This is a genomic window from Tsukamurella pseudospumae (assembly GCF_001575205.1).
Lineage (GTDB): Bacteria > Actinomycetota > Actinomycetes > Mycobacteriales > Mycobacteriaceae > Tsukamurella > Tsukamurella pseudospumae.
In genome coordinates this window covers 66,101-78,199 of record NZ_LSRE01000023.1, presented here as the reverse complement: position 1 = coordinate 78,199, position 12,099 = coordinate 66,101, and the positions used below count along the sequence as shown (strand labels likewise).

Annotated in this window: 12 protein-coding genes; 10 read left to right on the top strand and 2 right to left on the bottom strand. The window is 70.8% G+C overall.

Annotated features, from left to right (window positions below; translation table 11 throughout):
* Positions 1 to 42 precede the first annotated feature (42 nt).
* Positions 43 to 774: a hypothetical protein gene (locus tag AXK61_RS15955; protein ID WP_068746318.1), complete on the top strand. Its 732-nt coding sequence runs from the start codon at positions 43 to 45 to the stop codon at positions 772 to 774.
* A gap of 3 nt (positions 775 to 777) precedes the next feature.
* Here the strand turns inward: AXK61_RS15955 and AXK61_RS15950 are convergent, their stop codons facing one another.
* Complete coding sequence (locus AXK61_RS15950; RefSeq protein WP_082777778.1) at positions 778 to 1,203, bottom strand: PaaI family thioesterase; 426 nt, start codon at positions 1,201 to 1,203, stop codon at positions 778 to 780.
* Between the two features lie 99 nt (positions 1,204 to 1,302).
* Here AXK61_RS15950 and AXK61_RS15945 point away from each other — a divergent pair, with 99 nt between their 5' ends.
* From AXK61_RS15945 to AXK61_RS15915, 7 genes are all read left to right on the top strand, one after another.
* Complete coding sequence (locus AXK61_RS15945; protein ID WP_068569799.1) at positions 1,303 to 1,530, top strand: PspC domain-containing protein; 228 nt, start codon at positions 1,303 to 1,305, stop codon at positions 1,528 to 1,530.
* A gap of 260 nt (positions 1,531 to 1,790) precedes the next feature.
* Positions 1,791 to 2,189, top strand: coding sequence for a BlaI/MecI/CopY family transcriptional regulator (locus AXK61_RS15940; RefSeq protein WP_068746317.1), 399 nt, complete (start codon positions 1,791 to 1,793; stop codon positions 2,187 to 2,189).
* A gap of 18 nt (positions 2,190 to 2,207) precedes the next feature.
* Complete coding sequence (locus tag AXK61_RS15935; protein WP_068746316.1) at positions 2,208 to 3,149, top strand: M56 family metallopeptidase; 942 nt, start codon at positions 2,208 to 2,210, stop codon at positions 3,147 to 3,149.
* 48 nt (positions 3,150 to 3,197) lie between these two features.
* Positions 3,198 to 4,637 carry a GMP reductase gene (gene guaB1 / locus AXK61_RS15930; protein WP_068746315.1) on the top strand — a complete coding sequence of 480 codons (1,440 nt, stop codon included), beginning with the start codon at positions 3,198 to 3,200 and terminating at the stop codon, positions 4,635 to 4,637.
* 123 nt (positions 4,638 to 4,760) lie between these two features.
* Positions 4,761 to 6,110, top strand: a complete 1,350-nt coding sequence (locus AXK61_RS15925; RefSeq protein ID WP_068746314.1) for a hemolysin family protein — start codon at positions 4,761 to 4,763, stop codon at positions 6,108 to 6,110.
* Positions 6,103 to 7,176 (top strand): hemolysin family protein, encoded by a 1,074-nt coding sequence (locus AXK61_RS15920; protein ID WP_068746313.1) that lies wholly within the window; start codon positions 6,103 to 6,105, stop codon positions 7,174 to 7,176. The genes AXK61_RS15925 and AXK61_RS15920 overlap by 8 nt, the downstream gene beginning before the upstream one ends.
* Positions 7,173 to 8,051 carry a 3-methyladenine DNA glycosylase gene (locus AXK61_RS15915; RefSeq protein ID WP_068746312.1) on the top strand — a complete coding sequence of 293 codons (879 nt, stop codon included), beginning with the start codon at positions 7,173 to 7,175 and terminating at the stop codon, positions 8,049 to 8,051. Before AXK61_RS15920 ends, AXK61_RS15915 begins: the two co-directional genes overlap by 4 nt.
* Positions 8,052 to 8,125: 74 nt before the next feature.
* Here the strand turns inward: AXK61_RS15915 and AXK61_RS15910 are convergent, their stop codons facing one another.
* Positions 8,126 to 8,953, bottom strand: coding sequence for an LppX_LprAFG lipoprotein (locus tag AXK61_RS15910; RefSeq protein WP_068746311.1), 828 nt, complete (start codon positions 8,951 to 8,953; stop codon positions 8,126 to 8,128).
* Between the two features lie 483 nt (positions 8,954 to 9,436).
* On the opposite strand from AXK61_RS15910, the gene AXK61_RS15905 reads away from it, so the two are divergent.
* Positions 9,437 to 10,858, top strand: coding sequence for a fatty acid desaturase (locus AXK61_RS15905; RefSeq protein WP_068746349.1), 1,422 nt, complete (start codon positions 9,437 to 9,439; stop codon positions 10,856 to 10,858).
* Positions 10,859 to 10,908: 50 nt separating this feature from the next.
* On the top strand, positions 10,909 to 12,093 hold the full coding sequence (locus tag AXK61_RS15900; protein ID WP_082789379.1) for a type III polyketide synthase: 1,185 nt from the start codon (positions 10,909 to 10,911) through the stop codon (positions 12,091 to 12,093).
* The last annotated feature ends 6 nt before the right edge of the window (positions 12,094 to 12,099 follow it).

The window sequence follows — 12,099 nt, the reverse complement described above, 5'->3', positions numbered from 1 at the left end:
GTCCTACGGTGCTCGAAGAGATTCCGACTCCCAGGAGGCACCGTGCCCGACTCCACAGCTCCCGTCTCGCACGACGCGGCGGTCCGCAGCATGCGCAAGGCCGCCGGTGTGGGCAAGCCCGTGCAACTGGTCTCGATCCTCGCCGGGATCGTCGCCGTCGTGACGCTCCTGTTCGCGCTCGACGAGGGCGGCCCGGGCGCGTGGTCGCTCGCGGTGATCGCTGCGGCGGTCTGCGTCGCCGCAGGTTTCGGCTCCCGCACCCTGCTGGCGCGGGCCCGCTACCACGTCACGGTCTCCTACGCGCCGCTGCGGCTGGCTGCGAAGCTCGTCGCGGGCACCGTCGTGTTCGCGGGTGCCGCGTACCTGCTGGACAAGGCCGGCCTCGGCGTCGCCGCCCGGCCGCTGTTCATCGCCGGGATGGTGGCAGTGATCGGCCAGCACGTGGCGTCCGCCACGCTGTTCCAGGCGTCCGCCGAGGACGTGCGGGTGCGCCGCTCGGTCGTCCCGTGGGGGAACGTCGACGCGTTCGTGGTCGCCGAGCGCGGCGACACCGTCGAGATCGGTGTCCGAACGCGTGCCGACGCGCCCGCGGACGCGATGCCGACCAAGGACGGGGAGGTCCTGGCCGACCTGCCCTACCGCGTCATCCTGCCCGCATCGGCGTTCGACTGGTCCGCGCTGCACTGGGCCGCGAACCAGTCGGGCCGCTCGGACATCGCGCTGGTACGACGGGATGCCGCGGGCGACACGGTGGCCGCGTGGTCCAACCGCTAGCTGCTACGCCTCGATGTTCTGCAGCCGGACCTGCCCGCGCGCGACGGCCTTGCCGTCCTCGGAGTCGATCTCGACGAGCCACAGCTGCTGCCGGCGGCCCCGGTGGATGGGGGTGCTGCGAATCGACAGCACGCCGCTGGAGAGGGCGCGGAGGAAGTCGGTGTTGTTGTTCACGCCGACGACGTGACCGCTGCCGCCGAGCCAGATCACGCCCGACACGCTGGCGACCGACTCCACGATCGCGCAGTACACGCCGCCGTGGGTGATTCCGAAGGGCTGGTGCAGCTCGGGGCGCAGGGTGAGCGTCGCCCGGACGCCGTCGGGCGTGAGCGCGGTGTACTCGAGGCCGAGGAGCGAGTCGAAGCCGGCTGTGCCCTGGGCCTGGATCCCGTCGATGACCTGCTGCTGTCCGGGGGTCGGTTGCGTCATGAACCCACCCTAGGGCGACGCACCGCCGTGTCGATCTCCGGGCCGGATTCCGGGAAGACCCCGATGCGGGACGGGCCCGGCGGACGGCATCGTGGAGTCATGACCGAGAACACGCCCTTCACCCAGTCCCCCTACACCCCGGCACCTCAGAAGCGCTTCGCCCGCGACTTGCAGAACAACTGGATCGGCGGCGTGTGCGCCGGCATCGCCCGCTACTTCGGGATCGACGCCACCCTCGTGCGCGTGCTGTTCGTGGTGTCCTGCCTCCTGCCGGGTCCGCAGTTCCTGCTCTACCTGCTGCTCTGGCTCGTGATGCCGAAGGACTGACCGCCCCGCGGAGCGATCGCCGCTGAAAACGAGAGCGGCGGGCCCGGGGCTCAGCCATCCCCGGACCCGCCTTGGCACAGACCGGGCGGATTACTGCAGCCCTCAGTTCGCGAACCGGTCCGATGTGGATCTCGTGTCGCTCTCGGCGACGTGACTCACTCTAGGACAGCCTCCCCTAACTTAGCAAGCCCTCATTGATGTGGCGTGGATTACGACAGCCTGTCGTAGCGGCGTGGACCATCCCGGGTAGAATCGGAGCAATGGCGGCATTGGGAGATCTCGAGCGCGCGGTCATGGACCACCTGTGGGCGTCCACCGAACCGCAAACCGTGCGACAGGTGCACGAATCGCTCTCCGCTGACCGTGAACTCGCGTACACGACCGTGATGACGGTGCTGCAGCGGTTGGCGAAGAAGAAGTTGGTCACGCAGATCCGCACCGATCGGGCGCATCGTTACGCCGCGACCTTCGGCCGCGAGGAACTCGTCGCGGACCTCATGTTCGACGCACTCGCGCAGGCGGAGAGCTCCCGCGAGGCGGCTCTCGTCCACTTCGTCGAGCGCGTCGGTGCCGACGAGGCCGAGGCGCTGCGCCGCGCGCTCGCCAAGCTGGAGGCCGGGGTCGACCCCGCCGCCGAGCGTCCCACGCGGTCGTCCTGAACCAGTAGGCTCAAGCCCATGGCGGCCCTGATCTTCGGAGTGCTGGCCCTGCTGCTCGCGGGACCGGTTCCTACCTGGCTCTCCGGGGCCGCCTGGCCGATCCGCGCCCCTCGCGCCGCCCTCGTGCTCTGGCAGGCCATCGCGCTCGCCGCCGTGCTCTCGGCGTTCAGTGCGGGTCTGGTCATCGCGAGCCGCCTCCTCGTCCCCGGTGCCGACGGCCGCCCCACCACCAACCCCATCGACGAGATCCGCCAGCTCGGGGTCGTGCCGTGGACGGTGTCGGTCATCGCCTTCGCGTTCACCCTGGTCATCGGCGCGCGCCTGATCACCTCCACCGTCCGGCTCGCCGTCCGCACGCGGTGGCGCCGGGCCCGGCACCGCACCGTCGTCGACATCCTGTCCCAGGCGGTCGACGGTGACCACCCCGTCTCCGCCGCGGACCTGCGGGTGCTCGGCGTCGACGAGCCGCTCGCCTACTGTCTGCCCGGGCTGCGGCATCGCGTGGTGCTCAGTGTCGGCACGCTCACCCAGCTCAGCCACGAGGAGTTGACCGCGGTGCTGGCGCACGAGCGCGCCCACCTGCGCTCCCGGCACGACCTGGTGCTCGAGGCCTTCACCGCGGTGCACCACGCGTTCCCGCGCCTGGTCCGCTCCTCGGCGGCGCTGGACTCCGTCAAGCTGCTGGTCGAGCTCCTCGCCGACGACGAGGCCGTCGCGGCCGCGGGTCCGCTCCCCCTGGCCAACGCGCTGGTCACCTGCGCGAAGAGCCCCGCCCCGCGCGGCGCTCTCGCGGTCGGGTCGACGGGTACCGTCGTGCGGGTCGAGCGGCTGTCGATGCCCCCGGCGAGCACGATGTTCAACGGCGCGGTCTACCTGCTCGCGGGCCTGATCCTGGTGGTGCCCACGGTGGCCGTCGCCGTCCCGTGGCTCACCGAGCTCTACCGGCTTCTCATGCACTGATCCCGGCCGTGAGCCGCGCCACGGCGTCGTCGAGTAGGATGACCACACGTGCAGTTCCTTCCTGATAGCCGCCCGCAGTACGACCTGACCTACGACGACGTCTTCCTCGTCCCGAACCGGTCGGACGTGACCTCCCGGTTCGACGTGGATCTCGCCTCGGTCGACGGCACGGGCACCACCGTTCCACTCGTCGTCGCGAACATGACGGCGGTCGCCGGTCGCCGGATGGCGGAGACGGTGGCCCGGCGGGGCGGCATCGTCGTCCTCCCCCAGGACCTTCCGCTGCAGGCTGCGGCCGACACGATCTCCTACGTCAAGAGCCGCGACCTCGTCGCCGACACCCCGCTCACCCTCACCGCCGAGGACTCCGTGAGCGACGCGGCCGCGCTGCTGCCCAAGCGCGCGCACGGCGCGGTCGTCGTCATCGACGGCGAGAACCGCCCGATCGGCCTCGTCACCACCGCCGCGTGCGAGGGCGTCGACCGGTTCGCGCGCCTGCGCGACGTGATGTCCACGTCCTTCGTCTGCGCCGCCGCGGGTACCGCGCCCGAGGCGATCTTCGACCTGCTGGCCAAGGACCACTCCGACCTGGCCGTCCTCGTCGACGGCGACGACCGCCTGCACGGCGTCCTCACCCGCACGGGCACCGTCCGGGCGGGCATCTACAGCCCCGCCGTCGACGGTGCCGGCAAGCTCCGCATCGCCGCCGCCGTCGGCATCAACGGTGACGTGGCCGCCAAGGCCCGCGCACTCGCCGAGGCCGGCGCCGACGTGCTGGTCGTCGACACCGCGCACGGCCACCAGGCCAAGATGTTCGACGCCCTCGAGGCCGTCGCGGCGCTCGACCTCGGACTGCCGCTGGCCGCGGGCAACGTGGTCGCCGCGGCCGGCGCCCGTGACCTGGTCAACGCCGGCGCGACGATCGTCAAGGTCGGCGTGGGCCCCGGCGCGATGTGCACCACCCGCATGATGACCGGCGTCGGGCGGCCGCAGTTCAGCGCCGTCCTCGACTGCGCCGCTGCGGCTCGCGAGCTGGGCGCGCACGTCTGGGCCGACGGCGGCGTGCGGCACCCCCGCGATGTCGCGCTCGCACTCGCCGCCGGCGCGTCGAACGTCATGGTCGGGTCGTGGTTCGCGGGCACCTACGAGTCCCCCGGCGACATGAAGTACGCGACCGACGGTTCCGCGTACAAGGAGAGCTTCGGCATGGCGTCCAAGCGCGCCGTCGCCGCCCGTACCGCCGGCGAGGGCGCCTTCGACCGCGCCCGCAAGTCGCTGTTCGAGGAGGGCATCTCCAGCTCGCGCATCCGCGTCGACCCGGAGGCCCCGAGCGTCGAGGACCTGCTGGACCGCATCACGTCGGGCGTGCGCAGCTCGTTCACCTACGCGGGCGCCCGGTCCGTCCCGGAGTTCCACGCGAAGGCCACCGTCGGTGTGCAGAGCGCGGCCGGGTTCGCCGAGGGTCGGCCCCTGCCCGGCGGTTGGTGAGCGCCTGCCGGCCGCGCCGGTAGGATGCTCCTCAACATCTCCTCGCAATCCTGGGAAGGAACATGACGGTCCGAAGACCGCGCAAGCGCCGACGACGAGCCACCGCGACTCCGGGGTGCTCCGATGGCTAGCGCCCTGATCACCGTCGGCGCCATCGTCGGCTTCCTCGCCCTGACCCTGGGCACGGCGCTGTTCGTCGCGGCCGAGTTCTCGCTCACGGCGCTCGAGAAGTCGACCGTCGACGCCGACGTCCGTGAGCGCGGCGACCGCCGTTCCAAGCAGGTGCAGGGCGCCCACCGGACCCTGACCTTCCAGCTGTCGGGCGCCCAGCTCGGCATCACGATCACCACGCTGGTCACCGGTTACCTCGCGGAGCCGGTGCTCTCGAAGCTCCTGCGCCCCGCGCTGGAGTGGACCGGCGCCCCCGAGGCCGTGGTCGCCGCCCTGACCCTGGTGCTGGCGCTGGTCCTCGCGACCTCACTGTCGATGGTGCTGGGCGAGCTGGCACCGAAGAACCTCGCCATCGCCCGCCCGCTGCAGACCGCGCGCTGGAGCGCCGGCCCGCAGGCCGCGTTCTCCGCGGTCTTCCGCTGGGCGATCACCTTCCTCAACTCGTCGGCGAACGGGCTGGTCCGCCGGCTCGGCATCGAGCCCGCGGAGGAGCTGAGCTCGGCCCGATCCGCGCAGGAACTCAGTGCGCTGGTGCGCAATTCGGCGGCGTCGGGCGCGATCGACGAGATGACCGCGGAGCTCGTGGGCCGGTCCCTCGAGTTCGGCGAGCTCACCGCGGAGGACCTCATGACGCCGCGTCAGCGAGTCGACTCCCTGGAGGCCGACGCCACCGTCGCCGATCTCGTGGCCCTGTCGATCGAATCGGGCCGCTCCCGGTTCCCCGTGGTCCGGGGCGACCTGGACGACACCGTCGGGCTCGTGCACGTCAAGCAGGCGCTGACGGTGCCCGCGGACCGCCGCTCGACGGTGCCCGTCGCCACGATCGCGACCACGCCGCCCGTCGTGCCCGCGACGCTCGACGGCGACGCGCTGATGGAGCAGTTGCGGGCGAACGGCCTGCAGATGGCGCTCGTCGTCGACGAGTACGGCGGCACCGCCGGCATCGTGACCGTCGAGGACCTCATCGAGGAGATCGTCGGCGACGTCCGCGACGAACACGACGCGAACGAGCCCGTCGACGTGCAACGCACCGACAGCGGCTTCCTGTGCTCGGGCCTGTTGCGCATCGACGAGGTGGAGCGCGACACCGACTACCACGCGCCCGACGGCGACTACGACACCCTCGGCGGTCTGGTGATGTTCCTCCTCGGACGCATCCCGGCCGTGGGCGATGTCGTCGAGCTCCCCCAGCACCCCTCGCTGCTCGAGGACGACGGTGCCGCCACCGCACCGGTGTGGACGGCGCGCGTCGCGCGGATGGACGGCCGCCGCGTCGACCTGGTGGAGCTGAGCCATGACTGACGTTCTGTACATCTTCCTGACGGTGTTGCTGCTCGCCGCCAACGCCTTCTTCGTCGGCTCCGAATTCGCGCTCATCGCGGCCCGCAAGGACCGCCTCGAGACGCTGGTCGAGCAGGGTCGAGGCTCGGCGCGCGCCGTGATCAGGGCCTCGGAGCGGCTCTCGCTCATGCTGGCGGCGTGCCAGCTGGGCATCACGATCTGCTCGATCCTGCTGGGTAAGGTCGGCGAGCCGGCCATCGCCCGGATGCTCGAGGTCCCGCTCGGGTGGGCGCACGTGCCCCACGCGCTGCTGCACCCGATCTCGTTCGCGGTGTCGATGTCGCTGGTCGTGGTCATGCACATCCTGCTCGGCGAGATGGTGCCCAAGAACATCGCACTCGCGGGCCCCGAGGCCGCGGCCATGCTGCTGGTGCCGCCGCTGCTGTGGTTCGTCCGGATCGCCCGCCCCCTCATCGCCCTGTACAACTGGCTCGCGATGCTGGTGCTCCGGGCGCTGGGCGTGCAGCCCCGCGACGAGCTCGAGGGCACCGTGTCCGCCGGCGAGCTGCCCGAGCTCATCGCAGAATCGCACGACGAGGGCCTCATCGACGCCGAGGAGCGCGTCCGGCTCACCCGCGCACTGCAGACCTCGCGCCGGACCGTCGCCGACGTCGCGATCCCGCTGACCGAGATCCGCGGACTGCAGGCCGTACAGGGCACGAGCGGCACGTGGGGACCCACGCTCGGGGACATCGAGTCCGCCGTCGCGGAGACCGGCTACTCCCGCTACCCCGTGCGCAGCCGCGACGGCGCGTTCACCGGGTACCTGCACGTCAAGGACGTGCTGCCGGACATCATGGACGCCGCCGTCGGACCGGACACGGTGATCGGCGCGGGTCGCATCCGCCCGCTCCCCGTGGTCGACGGTGCGCTGTCGCTGGACCAGGCGACCTCGCACCTGCGTCGCCTCGGTGGGCACCTGGCCGCCGTCTCCGACGACCACGGCCGGACCATCGGCATCGTCGCCCTGGAGGACGTGGTGGAAGAGTTCGTCGGCACCGTCCGGGACGGGACGCACCGGGTGTGAACAGCGCGGTTGTCCTGACCGACGCGCAGTGGCAGGCGCGGGCGGAGGCCCACCGCGCTCGACTGGAGCCCTTCGTGGACGCGCACCGGCGGCGAGCCGCCCGCGGCGAGAAGCACCCCGTCTGGGACTTCCTGTTCACCTACTACGGGCACCGCCCCGCGCACCTGCTGCGCTGGCATCCCGGCATCGGAACGGAACTCGACGGGCCGCTCGCCGCTGAAGAATTCGGCGGACTCCGGGGCTACGAGGTCTCCGGGACGCTCGTGACGCAGGATCCGGCCGTGCTCGCCAAGCGCGCCGGCACCGCGGAGTACATGGCGCGACTGCTCGAGGCCACCGCCTCCCGCGCGCCGGTCTTCGGCTGCTTCGGGCTGCACGAGTGGGCGATGGTCTTCCGCGAGGCAGACCAGGCGCGGCACCCGGTGCCGCTGCGCCTCGGGCCGGCGGGCACCGACGAGGTGGTGCGCGCGGGGAGCCTGCGGTGCACCCACTACGACGCGTTCCGGTTCTTCACCCCCGACGCCGCACCGCGGAACCTCGTCGAGCTCTCCCGTGAGACGCAGGTCGCGAGCGAGCAGCCCGGCTGCCTGCACGCGGGCATGGACCTCTACAAGTGGGCCTTCAAACTGGCGCCGGGGGCACCGTCGGACCTGGTGGCGGACGCCTTCGACCTGGCCCGCGACGCCCGGGAACTGGACATGCGCGCCAGCCCCTACGACCTCGCGGAGCACGGCTTCTCCCCCATCGCGATCGAGACGCCCGAGGGGCGGCGCGAGTACGTGCGGCAGCAGGTCGCGCTCGCCGAGCGAGCCGCCCCGATCCGCGAGCGCCTGCTCGCGGTGGTCCGCGCGTGGCCCGCCGCCGTGGGCGACTGACCGTCCCCGGATACGACGGGGCCCGGCGGACTCCCCCCGAAGTCCGCCGGGCCCCGTGCACCCGCTGTTCCGGCCTAGGTGGCCGGCTTCTCGATCTTGACGTCCTTACCGAACTCGGTGAGGTTCAGGGTGATCGGGAGCTCCTTGAGCTTGACCTCCATGCGCGTCACGTTCGGCTTGGGCATCGGGTTCGCGGAGGCGTCGAAGACGATCCACAGCGTGATGGGCAGCGCGGTGCCCGCATTGCCGCGCTGGGCGATGTCGGTGATCTGCGGCAGCAGCGGGTCGAGGATCTTGGTGTCGACGGTGCCCGAGACCTTCACGGTCTTGACGCCGTTGACGGTGTCCTTGCCCTCGACCTTCGGGTTCTGCAGCGAGTCGAGGATCGTCGCGAGCCCCTTCTCCTGATCCAGGATGACGGCGGGGTCGTAGACACCCTTCTCGCCCGTCTTACCCATGGGCTGGTACTTCGCGCCACCGAGGTTCGCGTAGAGCACACCGTCGATGACGACGAACTTCGTCTGGACGTAGCTCTCCTTGACGCGGACGTTCGCCTCACCCTGCGCGGCGACGCGCTTGGTGTCCTTGAACGAGATGATGTCGCCGGTGACGCTGGTGACGGGCAGTCCCTGGATGCCCTTGTCGACGGCGAGCGTCAGGTGCTCGGAGTAGGTCTCGCGCGTGGCGAGGGCCGCGTCCTTGACGATCTGGACGGTCGGCAGGCCGTTCGCGTCCACCGACGGTGCCGCGGACGGGGCGCCGGAGGCCCCGCTCTGCGTCGCCGCGGCGGTGGTGGTGCCGCCCGACGTGGTGTCGTCGGTCTTCTTGTCCGCGCAACCGGTGAGTACCAGCGCACCGGCGGCGAGCAGCGCGAGGGCCGTGCGCGATGCCGTGAACTTCATGGGTTCCCCCCTTTGAAATCTGACCGGGCGACATCGCGCCCGGCGTGAATGAAAAGCGGAAGTCCCGCCTCACGGAAGAAGTATGCATGAATTCGGGACCCGATCGAAGCTTTCGCGCGCCCCGCTTCCCGGCGAACCGGACAGTGGATGGTAGCGGCAAGCCCGCCTTCAGCGATCCATTAGCGTACCTGGAGATGGTGTACGGGACCGGGAAACCGGTACTGGCTCAGGAGGCAACGACAAGTGTCCACCAATATCGATCCGCCGGCGGAGCACGCCGACCGCACGAGCGACGATCCCGGCCCCCGCGATCTCACCCGCGGAACGAACCCCGGGCGCGGCGGCGGCGCAGGTCGCGACGGCGCTTCGGCGACCGAAGAGCGCGATCCGGGCCGGCGGCCGGCGGGACCGCGGGGCCGGGATTTCGTCGGCGACGAGGATCCCGGCGGGCCCGGCGACCCCGGGCCGCGCGACCTCGGCCGCATGCCCGGCCCCGGCGGTGGCCCGCAGCTGTCGAACGTGTGGGTCTACAAGGGCCGCGCGTACGACCTGACGGAATGGATCAACAAGCATCCCGGCGGGGAATTCTTCATCGGCCGTTCCAAGAATCGCGACATCACGTCGATCATCGGGTCGTATCACGCCAATCCCGAGAAGATCGAGAAGATGCTGCAGCGGTTCGCGCTCGATCGCGACGCCGAGGTCGTGGACGTGCACCCGAAGAACAACGCCCCCGCATTCCTGTTCAAAGACGGCTTCGACAGCTGGCGGGATACGCCGCGCTACCGGTTCGACGATCCGAAGGACCTGCTGCACGCGGTGAAGGCGCGCCTGCGGGACCCGGCGATGAAGGCGCGCGTGAAGCGCATGGACCGCTGGTTCAACATCACCGCCGCGGTCCTGGCCGTCGCCTACGTGGCCGTCATCGCGGCCCGGCTCAGCGTGCCGGCCTGGATGCCGATCTGGCTGTTCGTGCTGCTCATGGTGATGCTGCGGAGCTCGCTCGCCGGGTTCGGCCACTACGCGATCCACCGCGCACAGAAGGGTGCGACGAAGGTCCTGGTCAACGCGTTCGACATCAACTACGTCGCGCTGTCCTTCGTCACCGCCGACGGGCACGCTCTGCTGCACCACCCGCACACGCAGAGCGAGGTGGACATCAAGAAGAACGTGTTCACCATGATGATGGACATTCCGCGCTGGTACCGGATACCCATCCACACGCTGCACAAGTTCGGCCACACCGCCACGGGCATGACGATGCGGCTCTTCGAGATCGTCAAGCTCACCCGGCAGGTCGGCGTGGCGGACATGTACGGCTCGCTGCGCGGCGCATTGCCGCACTTCATCGGCGCCTTCGCGATGCGCGCACTGCTCATCGGCGAGTTCCTGCTGTTCCTGTTCCTGGGCGACATCTGGGCGTGGGTCGCGCAGTTCGTCGCCGTGCTGTGGGTCAGCACCTTCCTGGTGGTCGCGAGCCACGACTTCGAGACCGACGTCGACGACCTGCCCGAGGTCGAGACCGAGGACTGGGCGGTCAACCAGCTCAACCAGGCCTACGACCTCAAGATCTCGGGCAACCGGTACGTGGACTGCTTCCTCTCGGCCGGGCTGTCCAGCCACCGCGTCCACCACGTACTGCCCTACCAGCGCAGCGGCTACGCGAACATCGCCACCGAGGAGCTCATGGCCGAGGAGGCGGAGAAGTTCGGCGTCGAGTGGCTCCCCCGCCGCAGCTTCTTCTTCGACCGCCTGCCCGACCAGGTCAACACCTTCCTGGGCCAGAAGTCGCGCCCCGCCCAGGAGCAGGGCCAGGGCTTCTTCAAGGAGCACTTCTCGCCGCAGGCCCTCAAGACCTCGGGTTCGTACGTCGTCGCGGGCTTCACCGGTATCGGCACCGTCTGATCCGGCTCCCCCCCGCCGCCCCACATCTTCCAGCCCCAAAGGAGATCACCATGAACACGCAGGAACAGCGCATCGCCGCCCCGGAACTCCCGGGGACCAGTGTCTGGCGCGGCGCCCCGCCGGCGCCGCCCACCTCGGTCGCGGTGATCGAGTCCCTCGCGACGGGCTCTCCCTCGCAGACCTACGACCAGGCCGAGTCCGCGGACCGCGTCGCGTCCCGGTTCGACGACCCGCGGCAGGCGGAGCGCATCCGCCGCGTGTACGCGAAGACGCAGGTCGCCGAGCGGCACCTCGCGATCGACCCGCTGACGCCGGAGTTCGCCGAGTTCAGCGCGCGCCCCGACACGATCCGCGAGCGGATGGACCTGTTCTTCGAGCACGCCGCGCCGCTCGCGATCGACACCGCCCGCCGCGCCCTGGGCACCGTCGACCCGGCGGACGTCGGCCAACTGGTGTTCGTCACGAGCACCGGCTTCCTCGCCCCCGGCGTCGACGTCGCCGTGATCCGCGCGCTCGGCCTGTCCCCGGGTACGAGCCGCGTGGTCATCAACTTCATGGGCTGCGCCGCGGCGATGAACGCGCTGCGCGTCTCCACCGACTACGTCCGCGCGCACCCCGACCGCAAGTCGCTGATGATCTGCCTCGAGCTCAGCTCGGTCAACGCCGTCTTCTCCGGCGACCCCAACGACGTGGTGATCTCCAGTCTCTTCGCCGACGGCTGCGGCGCAGCGCTGATCGGCGCGAGCGAGGTCGGGCATCCGCTGCCCGCCGGGAACATCGTCGTGCGCGACACCTTCAGCCACCTGCTCGACGGTGCCGAGGACGGGATCGTGCTCGGGGTCAACGCGGACGGCATCACCTGCGAGCTGGCGGAGTCGCTGCCCCAGTACATCGTCGACGGGGTCGCCCCGGTGATCGACGGGGTGCTGCAGCGCAACGGCCTCGCCCGGGAGGCCGTCGCGCACTGGGCGATCCACCCGGGCGGCCCGAAGATCATCGAGTCCGCCGCGACCGCCCTGGGCCTGCCCGACGAGGCCTCGCGCCTGAGCTGGGACGTGCTCGCCGGCCACGGGAACATGCTCAGCGTTTCGCTGTTGTTCGTCCTGGAGCGCCTGCTCGCGCAGGTGTCGTCCGACGGTGCCGACGGCGCACCGTCGACGGGCATGGCCTTCTCCTTCGCGCCGGGCGTGACCGTGGAGGGTTTCCTGTTCGACGTCGTGACCACGGGCGAATGAGCGCGC